The sequence below is a fragment of the Massilia pinisoli genome, from assembly GCF_024753285.1.
GTDB classification, from domain to species: Bacteria; Pseudomonadota; Gammaproteobacteria; order Burkholderiales; family Burkholderiaceae_D; genus Telluria; species Telluria pinisoli.
This window is the reverse complement of the sequence record NZ_JANUGW010000015.1, coordinates 127,149-144,432: the sequence shown is the minus strand read 5'-3', so window position 1 is coordinate 144,432 and position 17,284 is coordinate 127,149. Positions and strand designations below refer to the sequence as shown.

At 67.5% G+C, this 17,284-nt stretch carries 20 protein-coding genes; 16 read left to right on the top strand and 4 right to left on the bottom strand.

What is annotated here, in order from left to right; translation table 11 throughout:
* Positions 1–3 precede the first annotated feature (3 nt).
* The 14 genes from NX784_RS19450 (at position 4) to NX784_RS19385 (ending at position 12,084) form a co-directional block, all read left to right on the top strand.
* Complete coding sequence (locus tag NX784_RS19450) at positions 4–573, top strand: NF038129 family PEP-CTERM protein (protein ID WP_258818345.1); 570 nt, start codon at positions 4–6, stop codon at positions 571–573.
* Between the two features lie 164 nt (positions 574–737).
* The gene (locus tag NX784_RS19445; RefSeq protein WP_258818344.1) at positions 738–1,463 is read left to right on the top strand and encodes a winged helix-turn-helix domain-containing protein; all 726 of its coding nucleotides are present in this window, start codon (positions 738–740) and stop codon (positions 1,461–1,463) included.
* Positions 1,464–1,471: 8 nt separating this feature from the next.
* Positions 1,472–2,227, top strand: a complete 756-nt coding sequence (locus NX784_RS19440) for a LuxR C-terminal-related transcriptional regulator (RefSeq protein WP_258818343.1) — start codon at positions 1,472–1,474, stop codon at positions 2,225–2,227.
* Positions 2,228–2,403: 176 nt separating this feature from the next.
* Positions 2,404–2,847: a type II secretion system major pseudopilin GspG gene (gene gspG / locus NX784_RS19435; protein ID WP_258818342.1), complete on the top strand. Its 444-nt coding sequence runs from the start codon at positions 2,404–2,406 to the stop codon at positions 2,845–2,847.
* A 15-nt stretch (positions 2,848–2,862) separates the two neighbouring features.
* A complete protein-coding gene (locus tag NX784_RS19430; RefSeq protein WP_258818341.1) occupies positions 2,863–4,050 on the top strand; it encodes a type II secretion system F family protein in 1,188 nt (395 codons plus the stop codon).
* A complete protein-coding gene (locus NX784_RS19425) occupies positions 4,047–5,738 on the top strand; it encodes a GspE/PulE family protein (protein ID WP_258818340.1) in 1,692 nt (563 codons plus the stop codon). Before NX784_RS19430 ends, NX784_RS19425 begins: the two co-directional genes overlap by 4 nt.
* Positions 5,731–6,552, top strand: coding sequence for a hypothetical protein (locus NX784_RS19420; RefSeq protein ID WP_258818339.1), 822 nt, complete (start codon positions 5,731–5,733; stop codon positions 6,550–6,552). The genes NX784_RS19425 and NX784_RS19420 overlap by 8 nt, the downstream gene beginning before the upstream one ends.
* Entirely contained in the window at positions 6,549–7,100 is a 552-nt protein-coding gene (locus tag NX784_RS19415) for a PilN domain-containing protein (protein ID WP_258818338.1), read from the top strand. The genes NX784_RS19420 and NX784_RS19415 overlap by 4 nt, the downstream gene beginning before the upstream one ends.
* Complete coding sequence (locus NX784_RS19410; protein WP_258818337.1) at positions 7,097–7,678, top strand: hypothetical protein; 582 nt, start codon at positions 7,097–7,099, stop codon at positions 7,676–7,678. Before NX784_RS19415 ends, NX784_RS19410 begins: the two co-directional genes overlap by 4 nt.
* Positions 7,675–8,277 (top strand): hypothetical protein, encoded by a 603-nt coding sequence (locus tag NX784_RS19405; RefSeq protein ID WP_258818336.1) that lies wholly within the window; start codon positions 7,675–7,677, stop codon positions 8,275–8,277. The genes NX784_RS19410 and NX784_RS19405 overlap by 4 nt, the downstream gene beginning before the upstream one ends.
* A gap of 38 nt (positions 8,278–8,315) precedes the next feature.
* On the top strand, positions 8,316–10,439 hold the full coding sequence (locus NX784_RS19400; protein ID WP_258818335.1) for a secretin GspD/PilQ domain-containing protein: 2,124 nt from the start codon (positions 8,316–8,318) through the stop codon (positions 10,437–10,439).
* Complete coding sequence (locus NX784_RS19395) at positions 10,436–10,915, top strand: type II secretion system protein (protein WP_258818334.1); 480 nt, start codon at positions 10,436–10,438, stop codon at positions 10,913–10,915. Before NX784_RS19400 ends, NX784_RS19395 begins: the two co-directional genes overlap by 4 nt.
* A gap of 4 nt (positions 10,916–10,919) precedes the next feature.
* Positions 10,920–11,312 carry a type II secretion system protein gene (locus NX784_RS19390; protein ID WP_258818333.1) on the top strand — a complete coding sequence of 131 codons (393 nt, stop codon included), beginning with the start codon at positions 10,920–10,922 and terminating at the stop codon, positions 11,310–11,312.
* Complete coding sequence (locus tag NX784_RS19385) at positions 11,299–12,084, top strand: type II secretion system protein (RefSeq protein WP_258818332.1); 786 nt, start codon at positions 11,299–11,301, stop codon at positions 12,082–12,084. The genes NX784_RS19390 and NX784_RS19385 overlap by 14 nt, the downstream gene beginning before the upstream one ends.
* 10 nt (positions 12,085–12,094) lie before the next feature.
* On the opposite strand, the gene murJ is transcribed toward NX784_RS19385, so the two are convergent.
* On the bottom strand, positions 12,095–13,639 hold the full coding sequence (gene murJ / locus NX784_RS19380) for a murein biosynthesis integral membrane protein MurJ (RefSeq protein ID WP_258818331.1): 1,545 nt from the start codon (positions 13,637–13,639) through the stop codon (positions 12,095–12,097).
* A 178-nt stretch (positions 13,640–13,817) separates the two neighbouring features.
* On the opposite strand from murJ, the gene rpsT reads away from it, so the two are divergent.
* Positions 13,818–14,084, top strand: coding sequence for a 30S ribosomal protein S20 (rpsT, locus tag NX784_RS19375; protein ID WP_075795330.1), 267 nt, complete (start codon positions 13,818–13,820; stop codon positions 14,082–14,084).
* A gap of 152 nt (positions 14,085–14,236) precedes the next feature.
* Here rpsT and NX784_RS19370 read toward each other — a convergent pair whose 3' ends face one another.
* Together NX784_RS19370 and NX784_RS19365 are read right to left on the bottom strand one after the other, a co-directional pair.
* Positions 14,237–14,452 (bottom strand): hypothetical protein, encoded by a 216-nt coding sequence (locus NX784_RS19370; protein WP_166859888.1) that lies wholly within the window; start codon positions 14,450–14,452, stop codon positions 14,237–14,239.
* Positions 14,453–14,577: 125 nt separating this feature from the next.
* Complete coding sequence (locus NX784_RS19365) at positions 14,578–15,153, bottom strand: pseudouridine synthase (protein ID WP_258818330.1); 576 nt, start codon at positions 15,151–15,153, stop codon at positions 14,578–14,580.
* 132 nt (positions 15,154–15,285) lie between these two features.
* On the opposite strand from NX784_RS19365, the gene icd reads away from it, so the two are divergent.
* Complete coding sequence (icd, locus tag NX784_RS19360) at positions 15,286–16,539, top strand: NADP-dependent isocitrate dehydrogenase (protein WP_258818329.1); 1,254 nt, start codon at positions 15,286–15,288, stop codon at positions 16,537–16,539.
* A gap of 305 nt (positions 16,540–16,844) precedes the next feature.
* Here the strand turns inward: icd and cspE are convergent, their stop codons facing one another.
* The gene (gene cspE / locus NX784_RS19355; RefSeq protein WP_036165387.1) at positions 16,845–17,048 is read right to left on the bottom strand and encodes a transcription antiterminator/RNA stability regulator CspE; all 204 of its coding nucleotides are present in this window, start codon (positions 17,046–17,048) and stop codon (positions 16,845–16,847) included.
* Between the last annotated feature and the right edge of the window lie 236 nt (positions 17,049–17,284).

Here is a 17,284-nt window from a genome sequence, read left to right as displayed (position 1 = left end):
ACCATGACGAACCTGAAAAAACTGATGTCCCGCGCACTGCTGGCGCTGACCCTGCTGGCCGGCACGACGGGCGCATACGCGAACCCGACCTACCACGTGGCCCTCGACACGTCGGCCGCGAGCGGCGACGGCTATATGCAGATCGACTTCCTGCCGTTCCTCACGAGCGACGTGCTGACGGCGACGATCAGCGGCCTCGACGGCGCCTTCACCGGCACGCCGGACCTCGCGAACGTCGTGCAGTCCGGCGGCGCGTACACGTTCAAGAGCGATGCGTTCTCGGAATTCTTCCAGTCCATCGTGCTTGGCGGCCAGTTTGGCTTCGACGTCACGTTCGGCGGCACGCCGCTCGACGGCGGCAGCACGAGCCTGACCGTCGACCTGTTGAACGCGGCCGGCGACTACCTGGCGTATCCCGCCGCGTCGATCAGCCTCGTGGCCGACCTGCCGCCCGCCATCGCGACCGATGCCGCCTTCGCCACCGTGAACCCGGTGCCGGAACCGGCCGACTGGATGCTCGTCGCGGCCGGGCTCGTCCTGCTGACCTGGACGCAGCGCCGCCGCCTGCGCTGACGCTTGACCCCCACGCGTCCGCCCGGGCGCGTGGGGGTACTTCCGCGCGGCAATATATTCGCTAAACATATTAATTCTTAATCGAAATTATATTGTTCAGCTGACTTTGCTTCGTGCATATTCGAGCCTGTTGTCACCGAGACAAACATGCCCAGGATATCGCGATGAGCGCACACGTCCTCGTGGTCGATCCCGACCCCGCCGTCCGCCAGCTGCTGGAATTGAACCTGACCCGCGCGGGCCACCGCGTGGACCTGTGCCCGGATGCCGAGTCCGCGCTCGCCGCGCTGGACGCCGGCATGCCCGACATGCTGCTGCTCGAATGGGACTTGCCGGGCGAATCGGGCGAGGCGCTGATCCGGCGCCTGCACGCGCAGCCGCGCACGCGCGAGCTGACGATCATCATGGTGTCGCAGCGGGCCGGGGAGCACGACAAGATCCTCGCGCTGGAATCGGGCGCCGACGACTATCTCACCAAGCCGTTCAATCCGCGCGAGCTGCTGGCGCGCATGCAGGCCGTGCTGCGCCGGCGCGCGCCGCACGTGTCCGTCGACGCCGTGCAGATGGCGGGCCTGCGCCTCGATCCGCACACGCAGCGGGTCGTGGCCGGGGCGCGCCAGGTGGCGCTGGGCCCCGTCGAATTCCGCCTGCTGAACTTCCTGATGCACCACCCGGAACGCGTGCACACGCGCTCGCAGCTGCTGGACCAGGTGTGGGGCCGCCATGCCGTGCTGGACGAGCGCACGGTGGACGCGCACGTGGGGCGGCTGCGCCATGCGCTGCAGCCGAGCGGCCACCAGGAGCACATCGAGACCGTGCGCGGCACCGGCTACCGCTTCGTCGCCTGGCATGCGCGCGCGGCCGCCTGGAGCGGCGCCGTCCAGCGCTGAACGCCAAGGTGGAACCCGTCGTCATCCTCAGCCGCCAGGAGCAGGAATACCTGCTGCGCGCCATCGAGCCCGGCTTGCGCGTGGCGAGCTTGCGCCAGTTCTTCCTGTGGACGCAGGGCCAGGTGCAGGCGCTGCTGCCGCACCATGTGCTCGTCTGCCTGCAGTTCGGCCCGGGCGGCGGCGTGACGCGCCTCGAATGCCTGCACGGCACCGTGCTCGACACGGCCGCGCAGCGCGCGCTGACGGATGCGGACGACGGCCTGGCGCTGCGCATCGCCCGCCACTGCATGCGGTCGGGACGCCTGCCGGCGCTGGCGGACTTCGGCGCGGCCGCGCCCGAGACGCTGGACGGATTCCGCGCCGAGGTGGCGCGGGCCGGTTTCGACAACGTGCTGGTGCACGGCACCGGGCCGACGAGTGCGGGCGGCAGCATGTTCGTGCTGTTCGGCCTGCCGCCACGGCCGGACGCGCGCCTCGGCTATTTCGCGGAACTCCTGCTGCCGCACCTGCACCTGGCGCTGTGCCGGCTGCCGGCGGCGCGCGACGCGGACGACGGGCGGCCGGCGCGGCCGCTCAGCGCGCGCGAGACGGAAATCGTCGGCTGGCTGCGGGCAGGGAAGAGCAATGACGAGATGGGGAGGCTGCTGGGGATCAGCGCACTGACCGTCAAGAACCATCTGCAGCGCATCTACCGCACGCTGGGCGTCAGCAACCGCGCGCATGCGCTGGCGCGCTGCATGGATCTGCGGCTGCTGGAGGATTGAGCGCGCCGCACGAGGATGTTGTTAAATCGGGCACAACCGAGTTAAAATTTTCGGAGAAGAAATTCGTTTGCGGTATTTTCAACCGACGAGCGTGGCATAAATGCATTGTCGCCATGACGGGGCCATGGTAGCCTTCACGCAAGGCTTTACATTAGAGCAATAGAGGAGTCGGTTGGATGTATCGTATGCAGAACCAGGGCACCGCCGCGCGGGTCCGCCAGGCAGGTTTCACCCTTCTTGAACTGTTGGTAGTTATCGTTATCATCGGTTTGCTGGCGGCTTACGTCGGCCCGAAATATTTCTCCCAGCTGGGCAAGTCGGAAGTCACCGTCGCGAAGGCGCAGATCGAAGCGTTCGAAAAATCGCTGGACACCTACCGCCTCGACGTGGGCCGCTATCCGACGACGGAAGAGGGCTTGAACGCGCTGCTGACGGCCCCGCCCGCGGTGACCGCCAAGTGGAACGGACCGTACCTGAAGAAGGGCGTCCCGCTCGATCCGTGGGGTCATCCGTACCAATACCGTGCGCCCGGCACCAAGAGCGAGTATGAAGTCCTGTCGCTCGGCAAGGACGGCCAGCCGGGCGGCGAGGGCGAGAACGCCGACATCACGTCGCAATAAGCCATTCAAGTCACCATGCAGTTCGCGGTCCGCACCCTCGCGCCCGACATGCGCATCGCCAGCGTAGTCGTCGACGCGCCGGATGAGGCGGACGCACGCCGCCAGGTCGAGGCGCGCGGCTTGTTCGTCAGCGCCATCGAGCCCGTGCACGCGCCGCTGCTGCGCCGCCAGCGCGGCGGCAAGCTGTCGCTCGTGTTGTTCAGCCAGGAGCTGCTCGCCCTGTTGACGGCCGGCCTCGGCATCGTCGAGGGTCTGGAAGCGCTGCTGGAAAAAGAGGCCAGCCCCGCCACGCGCGGCGTGCTGGAACGGCTGCTGGCCGGCCTGCGCGAGGGCAAGCGCCTGTCCGCCGTGATGGCCGCGCAGCCCGCGCTGTTCCCGCCGCTGTACGTGGGCATCGTGCGCGCGGCCGAAGGCACGAGCGACCTGCCGCGCGCGCTCGAACGCTACATCGAATACCAGCAGCGCATCGACACCGTGCGCGCGAAGGTCGTCAGCGCGTCGATCTACCCGGCGATCCTGCTGCTCGTGGGCGGCGGCGTGTCGATCTTCCTGATGTCGTACGTCGTGCCGCGCTTCGCCGAGGTGTACCAGGGCGCGGGCCGCAACCTGCCGTGGATGTCGCGCGTGATGCTCGAGTGGGGCCAGTTCGCGGGACGCCACGCGGGCGGCCTCCTGATCGGCTTCGTGGCCACGGTGACGCTCGCCGCGTGGGCCATCCGGCGCGCGCTGAAACGGGGTGGCGCCGCGCGTCTGCTGGCGAAGCTGCCCGGCATCGGCGAACGCGCCCGCATCTACGAACTCTCCCGGCTGTACCTCACGCTGGGCATGCTGAACGAAGGGGGCATCACGCTCGTGAACGCCATCGACACCGTGCAGGGCATGGTGTCGCCGGGCCTGGCCGGCGGCCTGAAGGCGGCGCGTGCGGCGATCGAGGCGGGGCGCCCGCTGTCGGACGCGTTCGAAGCGAACGGCTTGACGACGCCGATCTCGCTGCGCATGCTGCGCGTGGGCGAGCGCACGGGCGCGATGGGCACGATGCTCACGCGCTCGGCCGCGTTCTACGACGGCGAGATCGGGCGCTGGATCGACCGCTTCACGCGCACGTTCGAGCCCCTGTTGATGGCCGCGATCGGCCTCGTCGTCGGCGCCATCGTCGTGCTCCTGTACATGCCCATCTTCGACCTCGCGGGAGACATGTCGTGAACGCGCCCCTCGCCACCCTCGACGCCGCGCTGCTCGCCCGCGCGCGCGCGCAGAGCCGCCAGACGCGCCGCTCGCTCGTCGAAGAGCTGCAAGGCTTGTGCGGGCTGGAGCCGCGCGAGATCGTGGGCCTGCTGGCCGAACCGTTCGGCCTGTCCGTGATGGAAACGCCCGAGATGTTCGGCCAGCAGCCCGCGTTCGACCTGCTGCCGCTGGCGCAGGCGCTGGCGCGCCACTGCGTGCTGCTGCGCGACGACGCCAAGCATCTCACGGGCGTCATCGCCGATCCGTTCGACCTCGACCTGCAGACGTGGTTGCAGGCGCAGGCCTGCGCGACGGCGGCGGCGCCGCTGCATTTGCGGTTGGCGCTGCAGTCCGACATCCAGGCCTACCTCGGCAAGCACGAGGAATCCGCGCGCGCCGTCGACACGCTCGTCGGCGACAGCGGCGAGGGCCGCCGCGACGGCAAGAGCGCCACCGTGCTGTCGTTCGCCAGCGTGTCGGAAGCCGCAAGCCCCGCCGTCAAGCTCGTGAACTCCACGTTGTACGACGCTTTGAAGGCGGGCGCCTCCGACATCCACCTGGAAAGCACCGCGGGCGGCCTCGCCGTCAAGTACCGCGTGGACGGCGTGCTCGATCACGCGACGTCCGTCGGCGGCATCGAGCTGGCGGAGCACATCATCTCGCGCCTGAAGGTGCTGGCGGAACTGGACATCGCCGAGCGTCGCGTCCCGCAGGACGGCAGCTTCCGCGTGGAGTCGGCGGGGCGCGACATCGACCTGCGCGTGTCGATCATGCCCAGCATCCATGGCGAGGATGCCGTCATCCGTATCCTCGACAAGCGCGCGATGATCGAGGCCTATGGCTCGCTCACCCTGGAAGCGCTGGGGTTCGACGCGCCGTCGCTCGCGACGCTCAGGATGCTCGCGCAGGAAGCCTACGGCATGCTGCTCGTGACGGGGCCGACGGGTTCCGGCAAGACGACCACGTTGTACGCGGCGCTGACGGAAATCCACAACGGGCGCGAAAAGATCATCACGATCGAGGACCCCGTCGAATACCAGCTGCCGGGCATCCTGCAGATTCCCGTCAACGAAAAGAAGGGCCTGTCGTTCGCGAAGGGCCTGCGCTCGATCCTGCGCCACGACCCGGACAAGATCATGGTCGGCGAGATCCGCGACCGCGAGACGGCGGAGATCGCGGTGCAGTCGGCGCTGACGGGCCACCTCGTGCTGACGACCGTGCACGCCAACAACGTGTTCGACGTGTTCGGCCGCTTCACGCACATGGGCATCGACCCGTATGCGTTCGTGTCGGCACTGAACGGCATCTGGGCGCAGCGCCTGATCCGCATGAACTGCCCGCGCTGCGCCGTCCAGTACACGCCGGACGACGCGGAACTGACGTCCGCACACCTGACGCGCGCGGAGGTCCACGACTACCGGTTCATGCGCGGCGTCGGTTGCGGCGATTGCCGCGGCACCGGCTACAAGGGCCGCCGCTCGATTGCCGAGATCCTCACCTTGAACGACGAGATCCGCGAACTGATCGTCGACAAGCAGCCGATCCGCCGCATCAAGGCCGCCGCGGCCGCGAACGGCACGCGCAGCCTGCGCCTGGCGGCACTGGACCTCGTGCAGCGCGGCGCGACGACGATCGAGGAAATCCGGAGGGTCACGCTGCATGCTTAGTTCGTTCAAGTCCGGCTTCGGCCAGCAGCTGCGCATCGGTATCGCGCCGGACGCCCTCGCGCTCGTGCGCACGAGCATCTGGCCGCACGAGCGCGCGCGCCTGCTGGGCCAGGTCGCGGCGACGGGCGGCGACGCCGTGTCGCTCGGGGCCGCGCTCGGCATGCTGCTCGGCGAGCACGACGTGGCCGGCCTGCCGGCGACCGTCGTGCTGGCCGACGACCTCGTGCGCCTGTGGCAGGTGACGCCGCCGGAAGGCGCCACGCGCCTCGCCGACCTGGAAGGCGCGGCCGCGCTGCGCTACCAGTCGCTGTTCGGCGGCGGCCTCGCGGGGTGGGCCATGCGCGCCGACTGGGATGCGGCGCGCCCGTTCCTGGCGGCCGCACTGCCGCTGGCGCTGCTCGACCAGTTGACGGCGGCGGCGTCGAGCCAGCGCTTCAAGCTCGTCGAGATCGTGCCGCAATTCGTCGCGGCGATGAACCAGCACCGGCGCATCCGCCGCGCCGGCGCGTGGTTCGGCGTCGTGCATGGCGGCGTACTGTCCGTCGCCGCGTTCGACGGCGACCTGCTCGCGGCCGTGCGCACGGCGCCGATCCCGCCCGGTGCGGACCGCGACTGGCTCGAGGGCCACGTGGCGCGCGAAGCGCTGCGCGTCGGGCTGTCGCGGCCGGAGCGCCTGCAGATCTGCGGCCCCGCGCCGAATGGATGGGGGAGCAGCGCCGGCCGATTGAAATTCGCCTGCACCTTGTTCGAGGACGAGACGGACCCGCTGTGGCCCGACTGCGCACGGCTCGCGCTGACGGGGAGGGCGCCATGAGAAAAGTGCACATCGATTTCGCTCCGCCGAGCCTGCGCCGCGCGTGGTATCGCACGCCGCGCGGGACGTGGAGCTTGCTGGTCGTCGCGCTCGGGCTGGCGGGGCCGCTCGCCAGCACCGTCGCGCAATACCGCGGCCTGCAGCGTGCGGCCGCCGAGCGCCAGGCCCAGGTCGCGCGCACGCAGGCGCGCGCCGCCGCACGCGTGCCCGTCGCGGCGCCCGCGCGCGCCGTGCCGCCCGCGCAGGCCGGCGCCGTCAACACGGCCGTGCAGCAGCTGAACGTGCCGTGGCGCGGCCTGCACGACGCCGTCCAGGCGGCGACCCCCGCCACCATCGCGCTGCTGGCGCTGGAGCCGGACGCGAAGAAGAGCAGCGTGCGCATCACGGCGGAAGCGAAGAACAGCGACGACATGATCGCCTACGTCGAGGCGCTGCAACACATCGAGTGGTTCACGACCGTGCTGCTGGCGCGCCACGAGATCAACGAGCAGGACCCGAACCGTCCGATCCGCTTCCAGATCGACGCACAGTGGAGGCCCGCGCAATGAAAACGACGTTCGCCTCGCCCATGCTGCGCCTGCGGATCATGCTGCTGCGCGCCAATCCGATCATGGCGGCAGCCATCGTCGTACCGCTCGTCATGGCCGGCGCGCTGGCGTGGACCTTGCACGCCGTGTGGGCGATGGAGCGCGCGCAGGACGCGTACGCCGCGCAGGCGAAGCAGAAACCGCAGGCCGCCGCGACGCCGGTACCGGCTCCGGAAGCCGCGCCCGTGCAGGCTCCCGACAATCTCACCGCATTCTACGGCGCGCTGGGCGAGCGCCACGGCGCCGAGCAGCAGGTGCGCACCTTGTTCGCGCTCGCGGCGAAATCCGGTCTCGTGCTGCGCCAGGGCGAGTACAAGGCGGGCTTCGACCGCAATGCCCATGTCTACACGTACCAGGTGAACCTGCCGGTGAAGGGGACGTACCAGGCCATCTGGCAGTTCGCGATGGCGGCGCTGCGCGCGATTCCGTTCGCGTCGCTGGACGAGATCACCTTCCACCGCGACGCCATCGGCGACGCTAACGTGGAAGCGCGCCTGCGCCTGACCCTGTACCTGCGCGACGGCGCGCCGCAGCCATGAAGCCTCTCAAGCCGCGCCACGCGATCCTCGGCCTGGCCCTCGTCGGCGCGGGCTTGCTCGCCGCGTTCGGCGACCGGTCGCCGGCCGGCGGCATCGCGGAACCGGCCGAGCGCCCGGCCGCGCGTCCGTCCGCGAGCGCGGTGCTCGCGCGCACGCCCGCGCCTGCGTCCGCCCCCGTCGCGGCGCCGCCCGCGCCCGCGAAGCCAGGCGACGCGGTCTCCGCCCAGCCGGTGCTTGCCCTCGTGCCGCGCGACGTATTGATCGGCGACGGCGACGCCGCGTTCGGCCAGGGTGGCGCCGGTCCGTTCGCGCACCAGGACTGGACGCCGCCGCCGCCCCCACCGCCGCCACCGCAGCCCGCGCCACCGCCACCGCCGCCCACGGCGCCGCCGCTGCCGTTCACGTTCATCGGCAAGTCCGTCGGCAACGGCGCGTGGGAAGTCTATCTGGCGCGGGGCGATCGCACGTACGTCGTGCGCGAGAAGGGCGCGGTGATCGACGGCACGTACCGCGTCGAGTCCATCGCGCCGCCGGTGCTGACCCTGACCTACCTGCCGCTGAATCAGATTCAGCAGCTTAATATTGGAGTATTCGATTGATCGCTCGCCCAACGGCAGGCCGGATGCGCCGGTCTTCAATGCTGCCCACCATGCTGGCCCGCCGGCTGCTCCCGGCCGCGCTGGCCTTCCTGCTGGCCGGCTGCGCGGCACAGATGGCTTACCGCGAAGGGAATGAGCTCGTCGCGCAGGACAAGGTCGAGGCCGGGCTCACGAAATACCAGGAGGCGCTGGCCGCGGACCCCACCAACGTCGCGTACAAGACCGCGTTCCTGCGCGCGCGCGACGCCGCGACGAACCGCCTGCTGCCGCAGGCCGACCGTAACCTGGCCGACGGCAAGGCCGACCTGGCCGTGCAGGACTACCGGCGCGTGCTGGCGATCGACCCGCTGAACGAGCGCGCACGCGCGGGCCTGCGCCAGGTCGACGCCGACCGCCGCCACGGCGTGCTGATGACGGAGGCGCGCGCCGCCATCGAACGCAAGGACTACGAGGCGGCGAAGACGAAGCTGTCGGCGATCCTGACGGAGCGCCCCACGTACGACCCGGCGCGCGACCTGCTGGCCGTCGTGAACGAGAAGATCGAGGCCGCGTCGCCCGAGGCCGCGCTGACGGCCGCGTTCCGCTCGCCGATCAGCCTGGAATTCCGCGACGCGCCGTTGAAGCAGATCTTCGAAGTGATCGCGCGCCACTCGGGCCTCAACTTCTTGTTCGACAAGGACGTCAAGACCGACCAGCGCGCGTCGATCTTCCTGAAGAACAGCACGGTGGAAGCGGCCGTCTACTACCTCTTGATGACGAACCAGCTGGAACACCAGGTCATGGACGGCAACACGATCCTGATCTACCCGAACATCGCGGCCAAGCAGAAGGAATACCAGGAGATGACGGTGAAGACCTTCTACCTGGCAAACGCGGAAGCCAAGAACATCGCCAACACGTTGAAGACGATCCTGAAGTCGCGCGACGTGGTGGTGGACGAGAAGCTGAATCTCGTGATCCTGCGCGACACGCCGGAAGCGGTAAAAGTGGCGTCGCAGCTGGTCGCGCTGCAGGACGTGCCGGAGGCCGAGGTGATGCTGGACGTCGAGGTGCTCGAGGTGCAGCGCAACCGCCTGCTCGACCTGGGCATCGACTGGCCCACGAGCCTGGCGTTCACGCCGCTGCAGACGTCGACCGGCGCCGCGATCACCGTGGACCAGCTGCGCCACCTGAACGGCAAGACGATCGGCGTGACGGGTGTCGCCGGTTCCCTCACCGCGAGCAAGACGGACGGCGATTCCGACACCCTCGCCGCGCCCCGCATCCGCGTACGCAACAAGGAAAAGGCCAAGGTCGTCATCGGCGACAAGCTGCCGACGATCACGACGACCATTTCGTCGGGCGTGGGCGGCTTCGCGTCGGAGTCCGTGAACTACGTCGACGTTGGCCTGAAGCTGGACGTCGAGCCCACGGTGTACCTGAATAACGAAGTCGGCATCCGCATCTCGCTCGAGGTGAGCAACCTCGTGGACACCGTCACGACGAAGGGCGGCACGACGGCGTACCGCATCGGCACGCGGTCCGCGTCGACGATGCTGCAGCTGAAGGACGGCGAGAACCAGGTGCTGGCGGGCCTGATCAAGAACGAAGACCGGTCGAGCAGCACCAAGCTGCCCGGCATCGGCGACTTCCCCATCCTCGGCCGCTTGTTCGGCAGCCAGCAGGACACGCGCAACAAGACGGAAGTCGTGCTGTCGATCACGCCGCACCTGATCCGCAACGTGCAGCGCCCGCCGGCCTCGACGTCCGAATTCAGCGCCGGCACGGAGGCCAGCTTCCGGCGCCGCCCCGACTCGGGCGGGCGCGGGACGGTGCAGATGCCGGGGCAGGGTGTGCACGCGGCGCCGGGCGCGCGACCCGGCGCCGCGCCCGTCCCGAACGCGCCGGCGCCGCTGCCGGTGACGCCCGCGCCGCTGCCGGTGACGCCGGCGCCGGTGCCCGGGGCCGCCAATGCGCCGGGCGGGATGGTGCCTGCCACCAGCGTCGGCGGCACGGCCACGCTGCCGTCCGCGCCGCCGTCCGTGCCGCCGTCCGACCTGCCGGTGTCGCCGCCGGTCCAGATCACGCCGCTGCCGCCGCCGGATGTGACGCCGACACCGCAACCCGCACCGACGCCCGCTCCCGTGCCCGCGGCCCGCGCGGCCTTCCCGAACCAGCAATGAACGCACGGCGCCCGCGCGGCTTCACCCTGATCGAGCTGCTCGTCACCCTCGCGATCCTGGCCCTGCTCGGGACCTTGGTCGTGCCGGTGGCCCAGGTCGCGCTGCAGCGCCGCCACGAACAGGAGCTGCGTACCGCGCTGCGCGAGATCCGCGCCGCCATCGACGCGTACAAGAAGGCCGGCGACGAGGGCCGCGTCGCACGCGCGGCCGGCGCCAGCGGGTATCCGCCGAAACTGGAGGTGCTCGTCGACGGCGTGCCGGACCAGCGCAGCCCGAAGAAGGCGAAGATTTATTTTTTGCGCCGCCTGCCGCGCGACCCGTTCAACGGCAACGCCGACCTGAAGGACGCCGAGACGTGGGGCAAGCGCAGCTACGCGAGCGAGCCGGACGAGCCGAAGGAAGGGGACGACGTGTACGACGTCTACTCGACGTCAAGCAAGGTCGGGTTGAACGACATCCCCTACAGCCGCTGGTGAGCGCATGACTTCGACACCGACCATTACGCGCAAGCGGGGCTTCACCCTCATCGAACTGCTGGTGGTGCTGGGCATCGTGGCGTTGCTGCTGACGCTCGCGGTGCCGCGCTTCTTCCCGAAGATCGACAGCACGAAGGAGACGATCCTCGCGGAGAACCTGCGCAACACGCGCGCCGTGATCGACCAGTTCCACGGCGACACGGGGCGCTATCCCGACTCGCTGCAGCAGCTCGTCGACAAGCGCTACCTGGCGGCGCTGCCGTACGACCCGATCGCCGAGAGCGACGCGGCCTGGGTCGTCGTCCCGCCCGAGGGCGACGAGAAAGGCGGCGTGTACGACATCCACAGCGGCGCTCCGGGCAACGGCCGCAACGGCAAGCCGTATGCCGAGTGGTGACACGATGCGGGCGCGGCGCGACGGCGGATTTACCTATCTCGGCCTCATCATCCTCGTGGCGGTGATCGGCCTCGTCGGCGCGGCCACGCTGAAGATCGATGCGCTGCTGCGCCGCGCGCGGGCCGAGGAGGAGCTGCTGGCCATCGGCGCCGCGTTCGGCGAGGCACTGCGCACGTATGCGGAAGCGACGCCGAAGGGCCAGCCGGCGCAGCCGCCGTCGCTGAAGGAATTGTTGAAGGATCCGCGCTTTCCCGGCGTGCGGCGGCACCTGCGCAAGATCTTCGTGGACCCCATGACGGGCAAGGCCGAATGGGGCATCGTGTGGACGAACCCGGGCGACCGCAAGGGCGTCCTTGCCGTGTACAGCCTGTCGACGGCGAAGCCGCTGAAGATCGCAAATTTCGATGCGCGCTTCGCGGGGTTCGAGAACAAGGAGCACGTCTCGGACTGGAAGTTCGCGGCGATGGGGCAGACCGTCGTGCAAGGGCAGATGCTGGCGCAGCAGCCGTCGCTGTTCCAGCCGCAGCCGAACGGCACGCCGGCCGCACAACCGTCGCTGTTCCCGGCGCCCGGCAGCACGCTGTCCGATCCGGCGCGCCCGGCCGGCGGGCAGCCGATTGGGCCGGTCATGCCGCCACCGCCGGCGCCTCCGCCCGTTCCCGTCGAGCCGGCGCCCGCGGACGCGGCGCCCGCGCCGCCGCCGTCAGAAGCGTCCGGGGACGGCCGCGACGAGCGGGACGAGCCGCCGCCGGCGCAGGACGCCGGCCGCTAAACCCGACCCGTCACTTGGCGCGGCGCATGAAATGGCGCGGACGGAAGCCCAGCGCCAGCAGCGCGGCGAAATAGACGAGCGCGCTCGCGCCGATGATGAGGAACAGCGCGCCGGCGCGCAGCAGCGGATGGGCGCGCAGCGCGGCCCAGTCGAGCTGCGCCTGGCTGAACCACGCGACGGCGCCCATCAGCGCAACGGCAGCGACGACCTTCAGGAAGAACGGCAGCCAGCCGGCGTGCGGTACGTAGATGGCGCGCCGGCGCAGGCCCGTGAACAGGAAGCTCGCGTTGATGCAGGCGCCGAGGCCGATCGACAGCGCGAGACCCGTCACGCCCAGCACGGGCACGAACACGAGGTTCATCAGCTGCGTCGCGATCAGCACGCCGATGGCGATCTTCACAGGTGTGCGGATGTCCTGGCGCGCATAGAACGCGGGCGCGAGGATCTTGATGAGGATGATGCCGAGCAGGCCCGCCGCATAGGCCATCAGCGGCGCCGTGGCCGCGGTCACGGCATGCGCTTTGAAGGCACCGTAGTTGAACAGGGTGGCGATCAGCGGCTCGGCCAACGTGGCGAGGCCGACGGCGGCCGGCAGCGCGAGGAGAAATGTCAGGCGCAGGCCCCAGTCGAGCAGGGCCGAGTATTCGACCGGGTCGCCGTCCGCGTTCGCCTTCGACAGGCTGGGCAGCAGCACGGTGCCCAGCGCCACGCCCAGCATCCCGGTCGGGAATTCCATCAGCCGGTCCGCGTACTGCAGCACGGAGACGCTGCCGGCGCCGAGGCGCGACGCGATGTTCGTGTTGATGAGCAGGCTGATCTGGGCGGCCGACACGGCGAACACGGCGGGCCCCATCTTCTTGAGGATGCGGCGCACGCCGGGGTCGGCCAGGCCCGCGAGCGGGTTCAGCGACAGCCGGGGCAGCATGCCGATGCGCTGCAGCGCCGGGATCTGGATGCCGACCTGCAGCACGCCGCCGACCATCACCGCGACGGCCATCGAATAGATCGGCACGTCGAAATACTTCACCATGAATAGCGAAAAGAAGATCGACGACAGGTTCCACAGCACCGGCGTGAACGCGGGGATCTTGAATTCGCGCCAGGTGTTGAGGACGGCGCCCGCGAGCACGACGAACGACATGCACAGGATGTATGGGAACATCAGGCGGGTCATGACGACGCCGGCGTCGAATGCCGCGCCCTTCAGGCCGCTCGCGATCACGTACAGGACGATCGGGGCGCCGATGATGCCGAGGATGCTCGTTGCCAGCGTCGCCCACACGAGGGTGTTCGCGACGTGGTCGACGAGGGTGCGGGTGGCGGCGTCGCCTTTCTGGCTCTTGTACTCGGCCAGGATCGGCACGAAGGCTTGCGAGAACGCGCCTTCGCCGAACAGGCGGCGCAGCAGGTTCGGGAGGCGGAAGGCGATGTTGAAGGCGTCGGTATAATCGCTGGCGCCGAAGGCACGGGCAAACAGGGACTCACGCAACAGGCCGGTGATACGGGACAGCATCGTCATGCTCGAGATGGCTGCCAGGGTCTTGAGTAGGTTCATAGCCAGCGATTATAGCTGGGCTATTGCACAAAAACGAACCAGGATTTGCCCTACGATGAAACCTTCGCTATAATCGAGGGCTGTATTGAATTCTGTTAGCAGACACTCGTTTGGCAGGCACTGGAATGGGCCGGTTTGAATGTTTGCAAACGCAACTTGACCCCGATTAGGAAATTCCATGGCAAATACCGCACAAGCACGCAAGCGCGCTCGTCAAGCAGTCAAGCAAAACGCACACAACTCGGCCCAGCGCTCGACCCTGCGTACCGCAATCAAGGCCGTCCGCAAGGCCATCCAGGCTGGCGACAAGGCCGCCGCCTCGCAAATCTTCCAGCAGTCCGTGTCGACCATCGACAGCATCGCTGACAAGAAAATCATCCACAAGAACAAGGCCGCTCGCCACAAGAGCCGCCTGGCTGCCGCCATCAAGGCCCTGTCGGCTTAATCACCCGACGGCAACGCCCGCGCGACCGAGGTCGCGCGCCCGGCGTGGATGAAGAGCCCGCTCGACGCAAGTCCGGCGGGTTTTTTGTTGCCTTGAGCCAGGCAGGCATAAAAAAGGCAGCCCGCAGGCTGCCTGGATGGGCGGCGAAGCGCTTACTTCGCTGCTGCCGGTTCGGCCGAAGCGGCTTCGGCGGCGGCGGCCTTCTTGGCCTTCTTGTGGTGCTTCTTCATTTTCTTCGCGGGAGCGGCAGGCTGCTCGGCGGTGGTCGATGCTGCCGGAGCGGCAGCTGCCGGTGCCGCGGCCTGCGTGGCGGCGAAAGCGGAAACGGCGAACAGGGAAGCAACCAGGCCAGCGATCAGTTTGGACATTTCGGGTTCCTTTAAAGAAGATGGTGATCCACAACGGTGAATCTGTACCCTTAACGGTGGCCAAGAATTGCCGGTTGACAGGTTTTCTTCGCGCCTACATTAACTTTTCGAAAGGTTGATGTAAGTCAAACTCCTGAGCGCTTGCCGCCGACCTGCGCGGCGTCCACTTCCATCCACTCTCCCGGCATCAACGGATGCGTCGCCAGCGAATACGGCCCGATGCTCGAGCGCACGAGACGCAACGTCGGCAGCCCGACGGCCGCCGTCATCCGGCGTACCTGGCGGTTCTTGCCTTCCTCGAGCGTGATCGCGATCCAGCTGGTCGGTTTGTCCTGCCGCATGCGGATCGGGGGATTGCGGGGCCACAACCAGTCCGGTTCCGCGATCAGCGCTGCGCGGCACGGCTTCGTCGTGAAGTCGCCCAGGTCGATCGGGGCCTGCAGACGCGCAAGGCTGGCGCGGTCGGCGACGCCTTCCAGTTGCACGAGATAAGTCTTCGCTTCCTTGTGGTCGGGATGGGCGATCTGATGCTGCAGGCGGCCGTCGTCCGTGAGCAGCATCAAGCCTTCGCTGTCGGCGTCGAGGCGGCCGGCCGGGTAGATGTTCGGGATGTCGAGGTAGTCGGCGAGCGTGGGGCGTTCGTCCTCGCGTGAGAACTGGCACAGGACCTGGAAGGGTTTGTTGAACAGGATCAGAGACATGGGGGATAGTTTTTGGTGCATAATGTCGTGCCAGTGTTGCGTCTTAGACAAGACCGACGACCCGATCACTATTCTAATCTAATGGAGCCGGCAGACCTGGCGGCCCGCCAGGCGCCCACTTCGGAGAACATGATGGTTCAACATATCAAAGTACCTACCGATGGTCAAAAGATTACCGTCAACGCGGACTTCAGCCTGAACGTCCCCGATCAACCGATCATCCCGTTCATCGAAGGTGACGGCACGGGCGTCGACATCACGCCGGTGATGCGCAAGGTCGTCGACGCGGCCGTGGCCAAGGCCTACGGCGGCGATCGCAAGATCGCGTGGATGGAAGTGTTCGCGGGCGAGAAGTCGACGCAGGTCTACGGCCCGGACGTGTGGCTGCCGCCGGAAACGCTGGACGTCGTGCGCGAGTACGTCGTGTCGATCAAGGGCCCGCTGACGACGCCCGTCGGCGGCGGCATCCGCTCGCTGAACGTCGCGCTGCGCCAGGAGCTCGACCTGTACGTCTGCCTGCGCCCCGTGCGCTACTTCAACGGCGTGCCGTCGCCGCTGCGCGAGCCGCACAAGACCGACATGGTGATCTTCCGCGAGAACTCGGAAGACATCTACGCCGGCATCGAATGGGCGGCCGAGTCGCCCGAGGCAAAGAAGGTCATCGACTTCCTGACCCGCGAAATGGGCGTGCGCAAGATCCGCTTCCCGGACACGTCCGCGATCGGCATCAAGCCCGTGTCGCGCGAAGGCACCGAGCGTCTCGTGCGCAAGGCGCTCCAGTACGCGGTCGACAACGACAAGCCGTCCGTGACCCTGGTCCACAAGGGCAATATCATGAAGTACACGGAAGGCGGTTTCCGCGATTGGGGCTATGCGCTGGCGCAGCGGGAATTCGGCGCCGAGCTCGTCGACGGCGGTCCATGGTGCAAGTTCAAGAACCCGCGCACGGGCAAGGACATCGTCGTCAAGGATTCCATCGCCGACGCGTTCCTGCAGCAGATACTGCTGCGCCCGGCCGAGTACAGCGTGATCGCCACGCTGAACCTGAACGGCGACTACGTCTCGGACGCGCTGGCGGCCCAGGTCGGCGGCATCGGCATCGCGCCAGGCGCGAACATGTCCGACTCCGTCGCCATGTTCGAAGCGACGCACGGCACGGCGCCGAAGTACGCGGGCAAGGATTACGTGAACCCGGGTTCGCTGATCCTGTCGGCCGAGATGATGCTGCGCCACATGGGCTGGACGGAAGCGGCCGACCTCATCATCAGCTCGATGGAACGGGCGATCGCCTCGAAGCGCGTCACCTACGACTTCGCGCGCCTGATGGAAGGCGCGACGCAGGTGTCGTGCTCGGGCTTCGGCGACGTCATGATCGAGAATATGTAATTGCAAACGATTGATGCAAATCAAAAGCCCCGTTAATAGCGGGGCTTTTTCTTTTATCACTATATATAAGCGCACATACCGAGGCGGCGATAAGCGGGCTAAAGAATATAAGAGGGTGGACGTTTGATTTACCGCATGCAGATGTTTTGCGGCGCGGCAAACGATTGCACATATGCAAACTGAGCGCTACGGCGAGCGTCACGGCCGGGAGGAGGGGCGCCGAGGTGCCGCGCCGCACGCTGCTGCGCCTGGCGTAGAATGAAAAAAACCCCGCCGCAGCGGGGTCTTCTGCTTCCAGAGGGTGCTTACGCGCCGACGATGTTGGAAGCTTGCTTGCCTTTCGGGCCTTGCGTGACTTCGAATTGGACTTTTTGACCTTCTTTGAGGGTCTTAAAACCGTTCATATTGATTGCGGAGAAGTGCGCGAACAAATCTTCGCCGCCGTCATCAGGGGTGATGAAGCCAAAACCTTTGGAATCATTGAACCACTTCACAGTACCTGTTGCCATAAAATAACCTTCGATTAAAAACAAATCACACGAGCCATAAAAGCAAGAAGCTTCTTGCCCCCTCCTCAGCCTGCTCATTCTTATCAACAAGTACATAAGTACATGTCAATAACTGCATTGTTGGTGCAATAATCTTGTAAGTCAAGCGGTTTTGAACAGGTGTTGTGAAAATTTTCACAATCGCCTAAAAACAACCTCTTGATTTTGGCAATCGGACCGCCATCTGTGCTCCGGCT

Excerpts from the sequence above, each read along its gene's own strand:
- NX784_RS19450 (WP_258818345.1), top strand. The coding sequence starts at position 4 with ATGACGAACCTGAAAAAACTGATGTCCCGCGCACTGCTGGCGCTGACC.
- NX784_RS19445 (WP_258818344.1), top strand. The coding sequence starts at position 738 with ATGAGCGCACACGTCCTCGTGGTCGATCCCGACCCCGCCGTCCGCCAG.
- gspG (WP_258818342.1), top strand. The coding sequence starts at position 2,404 with ATGTATCGTATGCAGAACCAGGGCACCGCCGCGCGGGTCCGCCAGGCA.
- NX784_RS19430 (WP_258818341.1), top strand. The coding sequence starts at position 2,863 with ATGCAGTTCGCGGTCCGCACCCTCGCGCCCGACATGCGCATCGCCAGC.
- NX784_RS19420 (WP_258818339.1), top strand. The coding sequence starts at position 5,731 with ATGCTTAGTTCGTTCAAGTCCGGCTTCGGCCAGCAGCTGCGCATCGGT.
- NX784_RS19415 (WP_258818338.1), top strand. The coding sequence starts at position 6,549 with ATGAGAAAAGTGCACATCGATTTCGCTCCGCCGAGCCTGCGCCGCGCG.
- NX784_RS19410 (WP_258818337.1), top strand. The coding sequence starts at position 7,097 with ATGAAAACGACGTTCGCCTCGCCCATGCTGCGCCTGCGGATCATGCTG.
- NX784_RS19405 (WP_258818336.1), top strand. The coding sequence starts at position 7,675 with ATGAAGCCTCTCAAGCCGCGCCACGCGATCCTCGGCCTGGCCCTCGTC.
- NX784_RS19400 (WP_258818335.1), top strand. The coding sequence starts at position 8,316 with ATGCTGCCCACCATGCTGGCCCGCCGGCTGCTCCCGGCCGCGCTGGCC.
- NX784_RS19395 (WP_258818334.1), top strand. The coding sequence starts at position 10,436 with ATGAACGCACGGCGCCCGCGCGGCTTCACCCTGATCGAGCTGCTCGTC.
- NX784_RS19390 (WP_258818333.1), top strand. The coding sequence starts at position 10,920 with ATGACTTCGACACCGACCATTACGCGCAAGCGGGGCTTCACCCTCATC.
- NX784_RS19385 (WP_258818332.1), top strand. The coding sequence starts at position 11,299 with ATGCCGAGTGGTGACACGATGCGGGCGCGGCGCGACGGCGGATTTACC.
- murJ (WP_258818331.1), bottom strand. The coding sequence starts at position 13,639 with ATGAACCTACTCAAGACCCTGGCAGCCATCTCGAGCATGACGATGCTG.
- rpsT (WP_075795330.1), top strand. The coding sequence starts at position 13,818 with ATGGCAAATACCGCACAAGCACGCAAGCGCGCTCGTCAAGCAGTCAAG.
- NX784_RS19370 (WP_166859888.1), bottom strand. The coding sequence starts at position 14,452 with ATGTCCAAACTGATCGCTGGCCTGGTTGCTTCCCTGTTCGCCGTTTCC.
- NX784_RS19365 (WP_258818330.1), bottom strand. The coding sequence starts at position 15,153 with ATGTCTCTGATCCTGTTCAACAAACCCTTCCAGGTCCTGTGCCAGTTC.
- icd (WP_258818329.1), top strand. The coding sequence starts at position 15,286 with ATGGTTCAACATATCAAAGTACCTACCGATGGTCAAAAGATTACCGTC.
- cspE (WP_036165387.1), bottom strand. The coding sequence starts at position 17,048 with ATGGCAACAGGTACTGTGAAGTGGTTCAATGATTCCAAAGGTTTTGGC.